This window comes from Streptomyces albidoflavus (genome assembly GCF_000719955.1).
Classification (GTDB): Bacteria; Actinomycetota; Actinomycetes; order Streptomycetales; family Streptomycetaceae; genus Streptomyces; species Streptomyces albidoflavus.
The window spans coordinates 392119-407881 of the sequence record NZ_JOII01000006.1 but is presented as its reverse complement, the minus strand read 5'-3'; the positions used below and the strand labels follow the sequence as shown (position 1 = coordinate 407881).

The 15763-nt window shown below is 70.3% G+C and carries 14 protein-coding genes; 4 read left to right on the top strand and 10 right to left on the bottom strand.

What is annotated here, in order from left to right:
• Positions 1-105 precede the first annotated feature (105 nt).
• From trpD to ctaE, 5 genes are all read right to left on the bottom strand, one after another.
• The gene (gene trpD, locus IF45_RS0109620; RefSeq protein WP_003947644.1) at positions 106-1170 is read right to left on the bottom strand and encodes an anthranilate phosphoribosyltransferase; all 1065 of its coding nucleotides are present in this window, start codon (positions 1168-1170) and stop codon (positions 106-108) included.
• A gap of 131 nt (positions 1171-1301) precedes the next feature.
• Positions 1302-2942, bottom strand: a complete 1641-nt coding sequence (gene qcrB / locus IF45_RS0109615) for a cytochrome bc1 complex cytochrome b subunit (protein ID WP_003947645.1) — start codon at positions 2940-2942, stop codon at positions 1302-1304.
• The gene (gene qcrA / locus IF45_RS0109610) at positions 2939-3991 is read right to left on the bottom strand and encodes a cytochrome bc1 complex Rieske iron-sulfur subunit (protein ID WP_003947646.1); all 1053 of its coding nucleotides are present in this window, start codon (positions 3989-3991) and stop codon (positions 2939-2941) included. Before qcrA ends, qcrB begins: the two co-directional genes overlap by 4 nt.
• A complete protein-coding gene (qcrC, locus tag IF45_RS0109605; protein ID WP_003947647.1) occupies positions 3988-4797 on the bottom strand; it encodes a cytochrome bc1 complex diheme cytochrome c subunit in 810 nt (269 codons plus the stop codon). Before qcrC ends, qcrA begins: the two co-directional genes overlap by 4 nt.
• A 75-nt stretch (positions 4798-4872) precedes the next feature.
• Entirely contained in the window at positions 4873-5493 is a 621-nt protein-coding gene (gene ctaE / locus IF45_RS0109600; protein WP_003947648.1) for an aa3-type cytochrome oxidase subunit III, read from the bottom strand.
• Between the two features lie 298 nt (positions 5494-5791).
• Here ctaE and IF45_RS0109595 point away from each other — a divergent pair, with 298 nt between their 5' ends.
• Positions 5792-6193: a response regulator transcription factor gene (locus IF45_RS0109595; RefSeq protein ID WP_003947649.1), complete on the top strand. Its 402-nt coding sequence runs from the start codon at positions 5792-5794 to the stop codon at positions 6191-6193.
• 121 nt (positions 6194-6314) lie between these two features.
• Here IF45_RS0109595 and IF45_RS0109590 read toward each other — a convergent pair whose 3' ends face one another.
• The 4 genes from IF45_RS0109590 to ctaC all read right to left on the bottom strand — a co-directional run bounded on the left by IF45_RS0109590 (position 6315) and on the right by ctaC (position 10811).
• Positions 6315-7577 (bottom strand): L,D-transpeptidase, encoded by a 1263-nt coding sequence (locus IF45_RS0109590; protein WP_015508014.1) that lies wholly within the window; start codon positions 7575-7577, stop codon positions 6315-6317.
• A gap of 140 nt (positions 7578-7717) precedes the next feature.
• A complete protein-coding gene (locus tag IF45_RS0109585) occupies positions 7718-8116 on the bottom strand; it encodes a cytochrome c oxidase subunit 4 (protein WP_003947651.1) in 399 nt (132 codons plus the stop codon).
• A complete protein-coding gene (gene ctaD, locus IF45_RS0109580) occupies positions 8113-9849 on the bottom strand; it encodes an aa3-type cytochrome oxidase subunit I (RefSeq protein ID WP_003947652.1) in 1737 nt (578 codons plus the stop codon). The genes IF45_RS0109585 and ctaD overlap by 4 nt, the downstream gene beginning before the upstream one ends.
• Positions 9846-10811: an aa3-type cytochrome oxidase subunit II gene (ctaC, locus tag IF45_RS0109575; protein WP_078842857.1), complete on the bottom strand. Its 966-nt coding sequence runs from the start codon at positions 10809-10811 to the stop codon at positions 9846-9848. The genes ctaD and ctaC overlap by 4 nt, the downstream gene beginning before the upstream one ends.
• A gap of 484 nt (positions 10812-11295) precedes the next feature.
• Here ctaC and IF45_RS0109570 point away from each other — a divergent pair, with 484 nt between their 5' ends.
• Positions 11296-12672 (top strand): cysteine desulfurase/sulfurtransferase TusA family protein, encoded by a 1377-nt coding sequence (locus tag IF45_RS0109570; RefSeq protein WP_015508013.1) that lies wholly within the window; start codon positions 11296-11298, stop codon positions 12670-12672.
• Positions 12673-12721: 49 nt separating this feature from the next.
• Here IF45_RS0109570 and IF45_RS0109565 read toward each other — a convergent pair whose 3' ends face one another.
• Positions 12722-13696, bottom strand: coding sequence for a carbohydrate kinase family protein (locus IF45_RS0109565; protein WP_003947655.1), 975 nt, complete (start codon positions 13694-13696; stop codon positions 12722-12724).
• 174 nt (positions 13697-13870) lie between these two features.
• On the opposite strand from IF45_RS0109565, the gene IF45_RS0109560 reads away from it, so the two are divergent.
• Together IF45_RS0109560 and IF45_RS0109555 are read left to right on the top strand one after the other, a co-directional pair.
• Positions 13871-14080, top strand: a complete 210-nt coding sequence (locus IF45_RS0109560) for a hypothetical protein (protein WP_003947656.1) — start codon at positions 13871-13873, stop codon at positions 14078-14080.
• 153 nt (positions 14081-14233) lie between these two features.
• Positions 14234-15679: a hypothetical protein gene (locus IF45_RS0109555; protein ID WP_030306794.1), complete on the top strand. Its 1446-nt coding sequence runs from the start codon at positions 14234-14236 to the stop codon at positions 15677-15679.
• Positions 15680-15763: the final 84 nt, after the last annotated feature.

Genomic DNA, 15763 nt, shown 5'->3' with positions numbered 1-15763 from the left:
TTGCCACACCGGGCGGAACGCGCAAGGCGCGGTCCGCCATGCGGACCGCGCCTCGGGGTGCGGATACTCAACGGCCCCGCGAGGGCCGCGATTTGGGGTGCGGGCTCACCGGTGGGAGGCGGCCACCCAGCGCTCCAGGGCCGCCTGGGCGCGGCCGGAGTCCAGCGACTCGGCGGCCAGCCGCATCCCGTCGGCGATGCGTTCGGTCAGCGGCGCGGCCGAGGGGCGCAGGGCCGCCAGGGCGGCGGCGGAGTTGAGCAGGACGGCGTCGCGGACGGGGCCCTTCTCGCCCGCCAGGAGTCTGCGCGCCACATCGGCGTTGTACGAGGCATCGGCGCCGCGCAGCGCCTCCACCGGCACCAGTTCGATGCCGACGTCGCGCGGGTCGAAGGTCTCCTCGCGCACCTCGCCGCCGCCGACCAGCCAGACCCGGGAGGTGGCGGTCGTGGTCAGCTCGTCGAGCCCGTCGTCGCCCCGGAAGACCAGCGCCGAGGAGCCGCGCTCGGCGAGGACGCCGGCGATGATCGGCGCCATCCGGGCGTCGGCGACCCCGGTGGCCTGGGCGCGGACCCGGGCCGGATTGGTGAGCGGGCCGAGGAAGTTGAAGACGGTGCGGATGCCCAGTTCCTTGCGGGCCGGGGCGACGTGCCGCAGCGCCGGGTGGAAGCGGACCGCGAAGCAGAAGGTGATCCCGGCCTCCTCCGCGACCTCGGCGACCCGGCCGGGCGCCAGCTCCAGATTGACGCCCAGCTTCTCCAGCACGTCGGAGGCGCCCGAGGCCGAGGAGGCGGCCCGGTTGCCGTGCTTGACGACCTTGGCGCCCGTCCCCGCGATCACGATGGAGGACATGGTGGAGATGTTGACGGTGTGGGCGCCGTCGCCGCCGGTCCCCACGATGTCGACGCTCTCGCCGGGCACCTCGATGGTGCGGGCGTGCGCGTACATCCCCCGGACCAGGCCGCTGATCTCCTCGACCGTCTCGCCTTTGGCCCGCAGCGCGACCGCGAAGCCGGCGATCTGGGCGTCGGTGGCCTCACCGCGCATGATGCGGTCCATCGCCCAGGCGGTGGCCTCGGCACTCTGGTCGCGTCCGTCCAGAAGGCCGTTGAGCACCTCGGGCCAGGAACGGACCGCCGTGGTGTCGCCTCCAGCGGGTTGCGCAGCGCTCATGGTCGCTCCTGGTTCGTCTCGAACTGCGGGATGGTCCATACCCTAACCAAGCCCGGCAACGGCCTGGGGCCCCGTCCAGCGAATGGACGGGGCCCCGGCGTGGCGATCAGTCGGTCAGGGTGGCGCGGAGATCAGTGGTGGCCGTGGCCTTCCTGGATCTCCTTGTACTCCTCGGCGGTCGGCTTGGGGATCTGGGTCCCCTCACCGAAGTACGCCTGGGAGAGCTTGGCCCGGAGCTTCTCGCCGCCCTTGACCTTGCGCTCCACACCGTTCTCGTCGACCGTCGGGCCGATCTCGACCGGCTTGTACTGCTCGTGCTGGGTGAGGGTGTGCAGCTGCTCCTGGCTGAGCGGCTCGTGCACCTCGATGAACTCACCGTGCGGAAGCCGCTTGATGATGCCGGACTCGCGTCCGTGCAGCACCTTCTCGGCGTCGCGCCGCTGGAGACCCAGGCAGATCCGCTTGGTCACGATGAAGGCGATGACCGGTCCGGCGAAGAAGCCGATCCGCACGAACCAGGTGATCGCGTTGATCGAGAGGTGGAAGTGGGTCGCCCAGAGGTCGTTTCCACCACCCACCAGCGTGATCATGTACATCGTGATCCAGGCGACGCCGAGCGCGGTACGCGTCGGGGCGTTGCGCGGGCGGTCCAGCAGGTGGTGCTCGCGCTTGTCACCGGTGATCCAGGACTCGATGAACGGATAGACCGCCATCGCGCCCAGCACCAGACCGAAGACCACCAGCGGGATGAAGACACCCAGGACCAGCGTGTGGCCCCAGAGGTTGATCTCCCAGCCAGGCATCACACGGACCAGGCCCTCGGCGAAGCCCATGTACCAGTCCGGCTGGGCGCCGGTACCCACCATGTCCGGCCGGTAGGGGCCGATCGTCCAGATCGGGTTGATCGTCGCGATGGCGGCGACCGCCGCGATGACACCGAAGACCAGGAAGAAGAAGCCTCCGGCCTTCGCCATGTAGACCGGCATGAGCGGCATGCCCACGACGTTCTTCTCGGTCCGGCCGGGACCGGGGAACTGCGTGTGCTTGTGGTAGAAGACCAGGATCAGGTGGGCCACCACGAGGCCGAGCATGATGCCCGGCAGCAGCAGGATGTGGATCGAGTAGAACCTGGCCACGAAGTCCGTGCCGGGGAACTCGCCGCCGAACAGGAACATCGAGATGTAGGTACCGACGATCGGCACCGACAGGATCGCGCCCTGGGTGAACCGGACACCGGTGCCCGACAGCAGGTCGTCCGGGAGCGAGTAGCCGGTGAAACCGGTGAACATGCCGAGGACGAAGAGCAGGAAGCCGAACAGCCAGTTGATCTCGCGCGGCTTGCGGAAGGCGCCCGTGAAGAAGACGCGCATCATGTGCACGAACATGCCGGCGAGGAAGATCAGCGCGGCCCAGTGGTGGATCTGCCGGATGAGCAGACCACCGCGGACCTCGAAGCTGATGTCGAGCGTCGAGGCGTACGCCTCGGACATCAGCACGCCCTGCATCGGCGCGTAGACGCCGTGGTACTCCACCTCGTTCATCGACGGGTGGAAGAACAGCGTCAGGTACACACCCGTGAGGATGATGATGATGAAGCTGTAGAGGCAGATCTCGCCCAGCATGAAGGACCAGTGGTCCGGGAAGACCTTACGCAGGTTGGCCTTGGCGAGGGAGTAGATCCCGAGCCGGCCGTCTGCCCAGTCCGCCACCCGCTCGCCCGCGGGGGCCTTGCCCCGCTGCTCATCGGCAGGCGCTGTGGTCGTGTTACTCATCCGCGCTCCCAGAAGGCAGGACCGACGGGCTCATCGAAGTCGCCGAGGGCTTCAAGGTAGCCCTCGTCGTTCACGCCGATGTGCAGCTGCGGCAGGGCATGTCCGGCGGGGCCGAAGATCACCCGGGCACCGTCGGAGAGGTCGAAGGTGGACTGGTGGCACGGGCAGAGCGCGTGGTGCGTCTGCTGCTCGTAGAGGCTGATGGGGCAGCCGACGTGCGTGCAGATCTTGGAGAAGGCCACGATGCCCTCGTGCGACCAGTCGAGCTCGCGCTTGTCCTTGATGTCCTCCGGCTGGAGCCGGACGATCATCAGGGCGGCCTTGGCGATCTCGTTCATGAAGCCGTGGTCGTGCTCCTCCAGGCCCTCGGGCTTGGCGAAGGTCAGCGAGCCGACCGCGATGTCCTCGGGACGCAGCGGCTCACCCGTGTTCATGTTGACCAGGGCCTTGCCCTTGCCCCACAGGGTGTGACGCAGCTTGTCCTCGGGGAGCGGACCGAGGTCGCGCAGGAGGACGATGCCGGAGAGCGGCACCATGGCCAGCGCGCCGAACATGGTGTTGCGGATGAGCTTGCGACGGCCCAGGACCGAGTCCTCGGCGCCCTGCTTGAAGTCGTTCAGGACCTTGGCCTTGACCTCGGGCTCGGCCGAGATCGGGTGCCGGTCGTCGGCGATCTCCACGTCCGACATCAGGGTGCGCGCCCAGTGGACGGCGCCCGCGCCGATGCAGAAGAGCGCCACGGCGAGGGTCAGGCCCAGCGAGAAGTTGAGGGCGCTGACCTTGCCGATGGGCCAGATGTAGACGATCTTCTCGATCGGGAAGATCACGAAGCACGCGATGAACCCGATGGTCGCCAGCATCGACACCGTGAAGAGCAGGGCGACGGTCCGCTCGGACCGCTTGGCGGTCCGGTCGTCCAGGTCCTGCTGCCGTGCCTCGTGGGGGGGCAGGCCGGGGTCGGCGAACGGGTTGTCCGCCACGGCCACCGCGCCGTGCGCGGAGTCCTGCTTCGTCGGCAGGTTCTCTTCAGAATTCTCTTGGCTGCTCATGACTTCTTGGCCTTTGCGGTCCGGGCGGCGACCCAGATGGCCACGGCGATCAGGGTGCCGAGGCCGAAGATCCACGCGAAGAGTCCTTCGGCGACCGGGCCGATACCGCCCAGCTTCAGACCACCGGGGTTCTCGGACTTGTCGCTGTTGACCGTCTGGAGGTACGCGACGACGTCCTTCTTCTCCTGCTCGGGCAGGACCGTGTCCGGGAAGGACGGCATGTTCTGCGGGCCGGTCTGCATGGCCTCGTAGATGTGCTTGGGGCTCACGTCCGTGAGGTCGGGCGCGTACTTGCCGTTGGTGAGCGCGCCGCCCTCGCCGGTGAAGTTGTGGCACTGCGCGCAGTTGTTGCGGAACAGCGTGCCGCCGTTGGCGATGTCGGCGCCCTCGGGGCTGTACTGCTTGGCGGTCGGCGTCGTGGGGCCGGCACCGAGCGAGGCGATGTAGGCCGCCATCTGGTCGATCTCGGCCTGGGTGTAGATCACCTTCTTGCGCGGTGCCTGGGCGCCGGGCTGCTGGAGCGGCATGCGGCCGGTACCGACCTGGAAGTCGACCGCGGCCGATCCCACGCCGACCAGGCTCGGACCGTCAGAGCTGCCCTGACCGCCGGTGCCGTGGCAGCTGGAGCAGCCCACGGCGTAGAGCTTCTTGCCCTCCTCGATGGCGAGGGACTGGGCGGTTTCTTCGGCCTGCGCCTTGTCCGCGGGTGCGAACGCGGTGTACAGCCCCCCGGTGGCCGCCAGCGCGAGGAGTAGGACGACGAACGCCGCCAGCGGATGGCGTCGTCGTGCGGAGAGCTTTTTCACGGATTACCCCGGTGTCAGGATCTTCTGCGTCGATGCTTCTGGGCAGTGGGACTTCGTACGAAGTACGAGACCTAATTACTTGATCATGTAGATCGTGGCGAAGAGGCCGATCCAGACGACATCGACGAAGTGCCAGTAGTAGGACACGACGATGGCGGACGTGGCCTGTTCGTGGGTGAACCTCCTGGCCGCGTAGGTGCGGCCGAGGACGGCAAGGAAGGCGAACAAACCGCCCAGCACGTGCAGTCCGTGGAAGCCGGTGGTCAGGTAGAACACGGAGCCGTACGGGTCCGAGGAGATGGTGAGCCCCTCGTGCTTGACCAGCTCGGTGTACTCGAGTACCTGACCGCCGATGAAGATCGCACCCATGATGAAGGTCACGATGAACCACATCCGGAGCTTCTTCACGTCCCCGCGCTCGGCGGCGAAGACGCCGAGCTGGCAGGTGACTGAGGAGAGCACCAGGATGGAGGTGTTGGTGAGCGAGAACGGGAAGTTCAGGCTGTCCGCCATTTCCTTCCAGTGATCCGGCCCGGTCACCGATCGCAGGGTGAAGTACATCGCGAAGAGGGCCGCGAAGAACATCAGCTCGGAACTCAGCCAGATGATGGTGCCCACACTGGTGAGGTTCGGCCGATTGACCGTCGGGTGCGCGTGCCCTGTTTCTACTGTCGTTGCTGTCGCCACGACCGACATTATGTCGGTCCCTTATCCCGCCCTCACTCCGGGGGGTGCCGTTCGGAGTGTCAGCCCTCCCTGTCCAGCTCGAACGGCCCATCGCCGGGGCTGTCGGACCGGTGTTGACGGGGTGTCGGACGGAGTAGCATCCGCGCATCGGCCCCGCCCGCCGGGCGGCCCCCGGGAGACCCCGGTGCGGCCCAGGGGCGGGCCGGTGCCGCACGGCCTCCGGCACGGCCGCGTACGCCCCGTGGGGCGGGTCCGCCGGGGGTGGCAAGACCGCAGGGCCCGAAGACACCGACGTCACGGAGGAACCATGCAGGCGACCGCCACGGTGCTGGTCTACAGCGACAATTCCGCCACCCGCGAGCAGGTCCGGCTCGCGGCGGGCCGCAGGCCGGCGGCGGACGTCCCCCCGGTGCGGTTCGTGGAGTGCGCGACCCTCCCGGCCGTCCTCAAGGAACTGGAGCACGGCGGCATCGACGCCTGCGTGCTGGACGGCGAGACCGCCCCGATCGGGGGCATGGGCGTGTGCAGGCAGCTCAAGGACGAGATCTTCCAGTGCCCGCCGGTGCTGCTGCTCATGGGCCGCCCGCAGGACGCCTGGCTGGCCACCTGGAGCCGCGCCGACGCGGCCGTGACGCTGCCGGTGGAGCCGGTGGAGTTCGCCGGGGCGCTGGCGGCCCTGCTGCGGCCGCGCAAGCCCGTCACGGCCTGACTCCCGGCGCGGGGCCACTCGTAAGAGTGATCTTCCTCGCTCCTGGAGCCGCACGACCGCCGCGAGGGGCGGCCCGGATCTCCCGGGCCGCCCCTCGCGGCGTGTCGGGCGCGTCACGCGCTCAGATCCGGGGACTGAGGCGGTCGGCGGGCCCGGGGGCCTTGCCGGGCGGCGCCTCGGGGGCGTTGGCGCTGCCGGCCTTCCAGTCCGCCCAGTCGACGTTCCAGTCGCCGAAGCCGTTGCCGAACGGGTCCATGTCCTCGCCGATGCTGTTGACGACGTGGACCAGGTCGCCCTCGCGGACCGTCTCGAAGAACCAGGCGGCGTTCTTCGTGCTCATCCCGACGCAGCCGTGGCTGACGTTGGCCGAGCCGTGCGAGCCCACCGACCAGGGCGCGGCGTGCACGTACTCGCCGCTCCAGGTGACCCGGGTCGCGTAGTACACCGGCAGGTCGTACGACTCGGAGCTGCCCGCGGCGATGCCCACCGAGGTGCCGCGCATCCGGACGAAGTACTCCTTGCCGAGCACCACCTTGACGCCGTTGCGGGTGGCGAAGCCGGGCTTGCCGGTGGTGACCGGGAGGGTGGTCAGCTCCTCGCCGTCCTTGAACACCGTCATGGCGTGCCGCGAGGCGTCGACGACGGCCTCTATCTTGCTGCCCGTGCGGATCGTCAGCGGCTTGCCGGCGGCCCCGCGGACCTTGTCGGTGACCCGGACGCCGCCGAGTTCGCTGCGGGCCGTCACGGTGGCGTTGGCGGGCCAGTACTCCTTGGGCCGGTAGTGCAGCGTCTTGCTGTCCACCCAGTACCAGCCGCCGGTCTCCACGGCCGGTTTCGAGGTGACCTTCAGGGAGTTCTCGACGACCGCGCGGGCCTTGCGGTCCTCGACGGGGGCGTTCAGCTCGGCGACGATCGGCTGGCCGACGCCGTAGGTGCCCTTCTCGGGGCCGAAGGTGACCTTGAGGCGCTTGTCCTTGCCCTTGCCCTGCGCGGCGGTGTCGAAGGTCATCGTGCGCCGTCCTGGGCCCCCGTCGCCGTTCTCGGTGGAGGCGGTGACGGTGTAGCGGGCGGCGGCGGCGAGCGGGCCCGTGGTGCGCCAGCGGGTGCCGTCGGCCGAGAGTTCGCCGGCGACCCGGCGCCCGGAGGCGTCGACGGCGACGACGTCGGTCAGCCGGCCCTTGCCGGTGGCGGTGACCTCGAGGGGCTTGTCCGGGTCGGCCTTGGTGCGGCCGCCCGCGCTGATGGCGACGTCCTGGGCCGCGTCGTACGGCGCGGCCGCGAGCGGGTGGGTCTCGGAGCTCCCGCATGCCGTGGCCCCGGCCCCGAGGGCGACCACCAGCACGGTGCAGCTCAGAACCGTACGGATTCGCGGAGTGTGGCTCATGTCCACACCGTAGGAACGGATACGGCGCCCGGCCCGGCGGGTTGGGCCGTTCGGGTGCGGGAACGCCGTCAGGCCCGGCTCCTCCTCGCGGGAGGTGCCGGGCCTGACGGGCCGCCGGGGCGGCGGGGTTCAGCGAGGTGTCACTGGTTCTGGTTCTCGCCGCGGTAGTACTCGTAGATCCAGCCCCAGAGGCCGATGAGCAGCATCGGGGCGGAGAAGTACATCAGCCACCAGTCGAAGACCACGCCCAGGAAGGCGAGGGCACCACCGATGCCGAGGGAGAGCGGCTGCCAGCTGTGCGGGCTGAAGAAGCCCACTTCGCCGGCCTCGTCCGCGACCTCCGCCTCCTTGTCGTCCTGCGCCATCGCGTCGACCCGCCGGGCGGTGAACGCCAGGTAGAAGCCGACCATGATGGAGAGGCCGAAGGCGAGGAAGAGTGCCGTCGTCCCGGCGGGCTCCCGCGACCAGAGGCCGTAGACCACGGCCACGAGCAGGATGAAGGCGCTCAGCCAGATGAACATCTTGCCCTGGATCTTCACTTGCCTGCCTCCTTGGTGCCCGCGACGGCCTTGGGCTGCGGGTCGTGGTCCTCAAGGTGGTCCATGGCGGCGATCTCAGGGTGGTGCAGGTCGAACGCCGGGGATTCCGAGCGGATGCGCGGCAGCGTGAGGAAGTTGTGCCGCGGCGGCGGGCAGGAGGTCGCCCACTCCAGCGAACGGCCGTAGCCCCACGGGTCGTCCACCTCGATCTTCTTGCCGTACTTGGCGGTCTTCCAGACGTTGTAGAAGAACGGCAGCAGCGACAGGCCGAGCAGGAACGAGCTGATCGTCGAGACCGTGTTCAGGGCGGTGAAGCCGTCGGCGGCCAGGTAGTCCGGGTACCGGCGGGGCATGCCCTCGGCGCCCAGCCAGTGCTGGACCAGGAAGGTGCCGTGGAAGCCGATGAACAGCGTCCAGAAGGTGATCTTGCCGAGCCGCTCGTCCAGCATCTTGCCGGTGAACTTCGGCCACCAGAAGTGGAATCCGGCGAACATCGCGAAGACCACGGTGCCGAAGACGACGTAGTGGAAGTGCGCGACGACGAAGTACGAGTCCGAGACGTGGAAGTCCAGCGGCGGGGAGGCCAGGATGACGCCGGTCAGGCCACCGAAGAGGAAGGTGACCAGGAAGCCGACCGACCACAGCATCGGGTTCTCGAAGGACAAGGAGCCCTTCCACATGGTGCCGATCCAGTTGAAGAACTTCACACCGGTCGGTACCGCGATCAGGAAGGTCATGAAGGAGAAGAACGGCAACAGCACGCCGCCGGTGACGTACATGTGGTGCGCCCACACCGTCACGGAGAGACCGGCGATGGCGATGGTGGCGCCGACCAGACCCATGTAGCCGAAGATCGGCTTCCGCGAGAACACCGGGATGATCTCGGAGACGATGCCGAAGAACGGCAGGGCGATGATGTACACCTCTGGATGCCCGAAGAACCAGAAGAGGTGTTGCCAGAGCAGTGCTCCGCCGTTCTCCGGACTGAAGACCTGTGCCCCGAACTTGCGGTCCGCCTCCAGGGCGAACAGCGCGGCGGCGAGGACGGGGAAGGCCAGCAGCACCAGGACACCGGTGAGCAGGACGTTCCAGGTGAAGATCGGCATGCGGAACATCGTCATGCCGGGCGCGCGCATGCAGATGATCGTGGTGATGAAGTTGACCGAACCGAGGATCGTGCCGAAGCCCGAGAGCGCCAGACCCATGATCCACATGTCGGCGCCGACACCCGGCGAGCGGACGGCGTCCGACAGCGGGGAGTAGGCGAACCAGCCGAAGTCGGCCGCACCCTGCGGGGTGAGGAAGCCGGCCACCGCGATCAGCGAGCCGAAGAGGTAGAGCCAGTAGGCGAACATGTTCAGCCGCGGGAACGCCACGTCGGGCGCACCGATCTGGAGCGGCATGATCCAGTTCGCGAAACCGTTGAAGAGGGGCGTCGCGAACATCAGCAGCATGATCGTGCCGTGCATCGTGAACGCCTGGTTGAACTGCTCGTTCGAGATGATCTGCGTGCCGGGCCTGGCCAGCTCGGCGCGCATCACCAGGGCCATCAGGCCACCGATGCAGAAGAAGATGAACGAGGTGACCAGGTACAGCGTGCCGATCGTCTTGTGATCGGTGGTGGTCAGCCACTTCACGACGACATTGCCCGGCTGCTTGCGGCGAACCGGCAGCTCGTTCTCGTACGAGTCGTCAGCTGCGGCGTCACCCTGGGGTTCGTTGAGGATGCTCACAGTTGGTTCTTCTCCGAGTTCCTGGCCGGGTCCGTCTGCTCGATGCCGGCCGGGACGTACCCGGTCTGGCCCTTCTCCCGGAGCTCCTCAAGGTGCTGCTGGTAGCGCTCGGGAGACACGACCTTGACATTGAAGAGCATGCGGGAGTGGTCGACGCCGCAGAGCTCGGCGCACTTGCCCATGAAGGTGCCCTCCTTGTTGGGGGTCACCTCGAAGGAGTTGGTGTGGCCGGGGATGACGTCCTGCTTCATCAGGAACGGGACCACCCAGAACGAGTGGATGACGTCCCGCGAGGTCAGCACGAAGCGGACCTTCTCGCCCTTGGGGAGCCACAGGGTCGGGCCCGGGTTGCCGTTCTGCGGGTTGCGCTCGCCGGGGGTACCGACGGCGTGGACGCCCTCGGCTCCCTCGGGGAACGCGTCCTTGAAGCGGTCCGGGATCGCCCTGAGGTCCTTGTCCTTCTTCGCGTCACCGGTGGCGGTGTCGCCGTCCACGTCCTCGACGTAGTTGAAGGCCCAGCTCCACTGGAAGCCGACCACGTTGATGGTGTGGGCGGGCTCGTCGGAGAGCTCGAGCAGCTTCGACTCGTCGCGGGCGGTGAAGAAGAAGAACACCGACACGATGAGGACGGGAACCACGGTGTACAGCGCCTCGAGCGGCATGTTGTACCGGGTCTGCGGGGGTACCTCGATCTTGGTGCGCGTCCGCCGGTAGGCGAAGCAGGCCCAGAGGATCAACGCCCACACCAGGACACCCGTGACGAGCGCAGCCGCCCAGGAGCCCTGCCAGAGGGAGAGGATGATCGGTGCCTCTTCGGTCACCGGGGTGGGCATACCAAGACGGGGGAAGTCCTCGTATGTGCAACCGGTGGCGGTTGCAAGGATCAGGCCCGCAGTCAGCACCTGCGGCAGCTTCCGCCGCATCGGGCGCCGCGACGAGCGGTCGGAGCCGTTGGGACTCACGTAGCGCCTTCCCGAGAGTCTCGCCCGCGCGGTCGGGTGCGGCCTCCACGCTGGTCGGTCGCCGGCCCTGCGGCGGGCAGGGGATTGGATGTTTATGCGGACCAAACCCTACTGGACTCAATTTGGGGCCGCGCGGGGAGGGTGCCCAACGCGCCGTGCCGCACCCCGAAGGGGTGGAATCCGTCCGGAATCCCGGCGCCTTTCCCCCATCTGACACCCCTTCCGCCCACGCCCTCCGCCCCCTTCCTTTACTCCCCGCGGGCGCGGGCGCGCGAGGATGTCGTGTCCGGCATCCCCCACGGGCGCGCGAGGACGTCGTGTCCGGCATCCCCCGCCGGCGCGCGGGGACGCCGGGCCCGGCATTCGAAGCCCGGCCGGCGCTTGAGGCCACCCCACCCCGGCCCCACGGGACGGCCACGTGAGAACCGGCGAGCCACGCCCCCTCCCCGGGGCGCAGCCCCGCCCCCGGGGTTAGCGTGACGCCGTGCCCTACTTCGACGCGGCGTCGGCCGCCCCCCTGCATCCGACGGCCCGCCAGGCCCTCCTGGCCTCCCTCGACGAGGGCTGGGCCGACCCGGCCCGCCTCTACCGGGAGGGCCGCCGCGCCCGCCTCCTGCTGGACGCCGCCCGGGAGAGCGCGGCCGAGTCGGTGGGCTGCCGCCCCGACGAGCTGGTTTTCACTCCTTCGGGGACGCAGGCCGTCCACTGGGGCATGGCCGGCGCTCTGGCGGGCCGCCGCCGTACCGGCCGCCACCTGGTCGTCTCCGAGGTCGAGCACTCCTCGGTCCTGCACACGGCCGAGTCCTTCGAGGCCGAGGGCGGCGAGGTCGACCGGGTCGGCGTGGAGAGCACCGGCCGCGTCCCGGCCCAGGCGTTCGCCGCCGCCCTGCGCGCCGACACCGCGCTGGCCTGCCTCCAGTCGGCCAACCACGAGGTGGGCACCGCCCAGCCGGTGGAGGAGGTGGCCGAGGCGTGCCGGGCGGCCACGGTCCCGCTGCTGGTGGACGCCGCCCAGTCGCTCCCCTGGGGTCCGGTCCCGGGCCCGTGGTCCCTGCTGACCGGCAGCGCCCACAAGTGGGGCGGCCCGCCCGGGGTGGGACTGCTGGCGGTGCGCAAGGGGACGCGGTTCGCGCCGCGGGGCCCGGCGGACGAGCGGGAGTCGGGCCGCGCCCCCGGCTTCGGCAACCTCCCGGCGGTGGTCGCGGCGGCGGCCTCGCTCCGGGCGGTACGCGCCGAGGCGGAGGCCGAGGGGGTGCGGCTGCGGGAGCTGGTGGACCGGATCAGGCTGCGGCTGCCGGAGCTGGTGGACGACATGGAGGTGGTCGGCGACCCGGTGCACCGGCTGCCGCACCTGGTCACCTTCTCCTGCCTCTACGTCGACGGCGAGGCGCTCCTGCACGAGCTGGACCGGGCCGGCTTCGCCGTCTCCTCGGGCTCGTCCTGCACCTCCTCGACGCTGACGCCCAGCCATGTGCTGCGGGCGATGGGCGTACTGAGCGAGGGGAACGTCCGGGTGTCGCTGCCCCACGGCACGCCCGCCACCGACGTGGACCACTTCCTCACCGTGCTCCCGGAGGCGGTCCGCGCGGTCCGGGCCCGGCTGGGGGCGCCCGGCGCCGAACCCCCGGCCGTCCAGGAGGCCCTGGTGGTGGACGCGCTGGGACGCCGCTGCCCGGTTCCGGTGATCGAGCTGGCCAAGGTGATCGACCGGGTCCCGGTGGGCGGCACCGTCACGGTGCTGAGCGACGACGAGGCGGCCCGGCTCGACATCCCCGCCTGGTGCAGGATGCGCGAGCAGGAGTACGTCGGCGAGGAGCCTGCCGTACGGGGCACCGCCTACCAGGTGCGGCGGCTGGTCTGAGCCCGGGCCGGGCGGCGGCTGATGCGAGGCGCCGCCCGGCCGGTGCGGCTCAGACCAGGTGGGCCTGGACCTCGGCGGCGGCGTCGTGGCCGTACGCCTTGGTGAAGCGGTCCATGAAGGGGACCCGGCCGAGGGTGTACTCCTGGGTGCCGACGGTCTCGATGACCAGGGTGGCGAGCATGCAGCCGACCTGGGCGGCGCGCTCCAGGGAGACGCCCCAGGACAGGCCGGAGAGGAAGCCCGCGCGGAAGGCGTCGCCGACACCGGTCGGGTCGGCCTTGGTCTCCTCCTCGGGCACGCCGACCTCGACCGGGTCCTCGCCGGCGCGCTCGATGCGTACGCCGCGCGAGCCGAGGGTGGTGACGCGGTGGCCGACGCGGCCGAGGATCTCCTCGTCGCTCCAGCCGGTCTTCGACTCGATGAGGCCCTTCTCGTACTCGTTGGAGAAGAGGTAGGTGGCGCCGTCGAGGAGGGTGCGGATCTCGGCGCCGTCCATCCGCGCGATCTGCTGGGAGAAGTCGGCGGCGAACGGGATGTTCCGGCTGCGGCACTCCTCGGTGTGGCGGAGCATCGCCTCGGGGTCGTCGGCGCCGATGAGGACGAGGTCGAGGCCGCCGACCCGCTCGGCGACGGCCTGGAGCTCGATGAGGCGGGCCTCGCTCATGGCGCCGGTGTAGAAGGAGCCGATCTGGTTGTGGTCGGCGTCGGTGGTGCAGACGAAGCGCGCGGTGTGCAGCACCTCGGAGATGCGGACCGAGCCGGTGTCGACGCCGTGCCGGTCGAGCCAGGCCCGGTACTCGTCGAAGTCGGCTCCCGCCGCGCCGACCAGGACGGGCGCGGTGCCGAGCTGGCCCATGCCGAAGCAGATGTTGGCCGCGACCCCGCCGCGCCGGACGTCGAGCTGGTCGACGAGGAAGGAGAGCGAGACCGTGTGGAGCTGGTCGGCGACGAGCTGGTCGGCGAAGCGGCCGGGGAAGGTCATCAGGTGGTCGGTGGCGATGGAGCCGGTGACAGCGATACGCACGGCGGGTCTGCTCCCTGCGGAGGGTGGGGGCGGCGGGCGCCCGGGCGGGTGACGCGGAGTTCGGTCGGTTCACGCTATCCGCTGGTCCCTGCCGGGCCCAAGGCTGCGCGAATCGACGAAACTACCCGATAGTAGGGCTTTCCTCGCCGGGGAGGACGTGCCTACGGTGCAAATATGTCGAACCAGAGCGTCAAGGACGCCGGCCCCCTCGAGCTGGACCACGGTTTCGAAGTACTGCGCGGCGACTGCGCCCGCATGTCCAAGGACTGGCCCGCCCCGCACGGCGCGCCCCGCACCGCGGTCCCCCTCTCCGCGATCCACGGCGTACGCGTGACCCCCGCCTCGGTACGCCTGATCGACGGCATGTCGGAGTACGGCGACTAGACCGCACCCGCTCCCACCTCCCTCTTCCGGCCGCACCGGAACCGACTTCGTCTCCGCCCCGTCCCACCGGCGTCCCCAACAGGGGGACACCGGTGACGGCCGGCCCTCCCCGGGGCAGGCCGTACGGGACAGTCCAGGCGAAGGAGCGATGCGGTGAGCACCGAGCGATCCGACCAGGAGCAGGAACGGCCCAGGCGGCGTTCCCCGATGGCCGTTGCCTCGGTGGCGGCAGCCGTCCTGATCGTGGGCGGCGGAGGAGCGTACCTGGTGACCGCGGCCGCCTCCGGCGACGCCAAGGACGGCGGGCAGCCGGCCGGCGCGGACGCGGGCGACGCCCCTCCCCCGCTGGAGCTGGACGGCCACACCCGGGGCGTGGCCCCCGGTGAGCCGGACCCGGGCGGCGGCGTCTACCAGGCGAAGGGGAAGCTGCCCGAGGGCCCGGGCGAGGCGGCGGTCCAGCGGTTCGAGGCGCCGCGCGAGACGGACGTGGCGAAGCTGGCGAAGGCGCTCGGCGTCTCGGGCGAGCCGCGCACCGAGGGCGGCAGCTGGCTGGTGGGCACGGCCAAGGACGGCCAGGGGCCGCTGCTGCGGGTCAACAAGCAGGCACCCGGCACCTGGAGCTACCAGGGCCACACCGTGCCGCACGGCGACGACTGCCCCAAGGGCAAGATGTGCGCCAGCTCCTCCGACGGCGCCCAGGAGGACGACCCGGTCGGCGAGAAGGCGGCGAAGAGCGCGGCCGCCCCCGTGCTGAAGGCACTCGGCCAGGACGACGCCAAGCTCGACGCCGGCCAGGTCTCGGGCGGTGTCCGGGTGGTCAACGCCCAGCCTGTGGTGGACGGCCTGCCGACGTACGGCTGGAGCACCGGCGTACGCGTGGCCCCGGACGGCTCGCTGGCCGGCGGCAGCGGACAGCTCTCCGAGCCGGTGAAGGGCGACACCTATCCGGTGCTGACCGCGAAGCAGGCGCTCGCCCAGCTCAACGGCGCCTCGAAGGGCGACGGCAAGGTCGGCATCGGCGGCTGCGCCAGCGCGGCCCCGCTCGACGGCGCCGAGTCGGCCGACGGTTCCGCTCCCCCGAAGGACCCGTGCACGCCGGGCGGTGATGCGCCGGAGCGCGAGCCGGTGGCGGTGCGCGGCGCGGTCTTCGGCCTCTCCGCCCAGTTCGTCTCCGGCCGCCAGGCGCTGGTGCCGTCCTGGCTCTTCGAGGTACGCCCCGAGGGCCACGACCGCTCGCACACGGTGACCCGCCCGGCCGTCGACCCTGAGTACCTGACCCCGCCCGCCACGCCCGAGAAGCCGGGCACCGACCCCGGCGCCTCCCCCGGCCAGGACCGCAAGCTCTCCGAGGCCGAGTCGTACCGCGTCGACGGCAAGGAGCTGACCGTCCGTTTCTGGGGCGGGGTCTGCGAGAAGTACACGGCCGAGGCCGAGGAGAAGTCCGGCAGCGTCACGGTCCGGATCACCAGTGAGCCGCAGGAGCCCGGCAAGGTCTGCGTGAAGATGGCCAAGCAGCTCACGGCGAAGGTGACCCTGGACAAGCCCCTCGGCGACCGCGAGGTCGTCGACGAGGACGGCTCGGCGGTCCCGCGCGACTGAGTAGCGCCAGCCCCCTAGCCCGCACCGGTGAACCCTCGCCCCTTCGGTGTGACGCCCGCCCGGCACCGGGCACCCAGTGAGGAA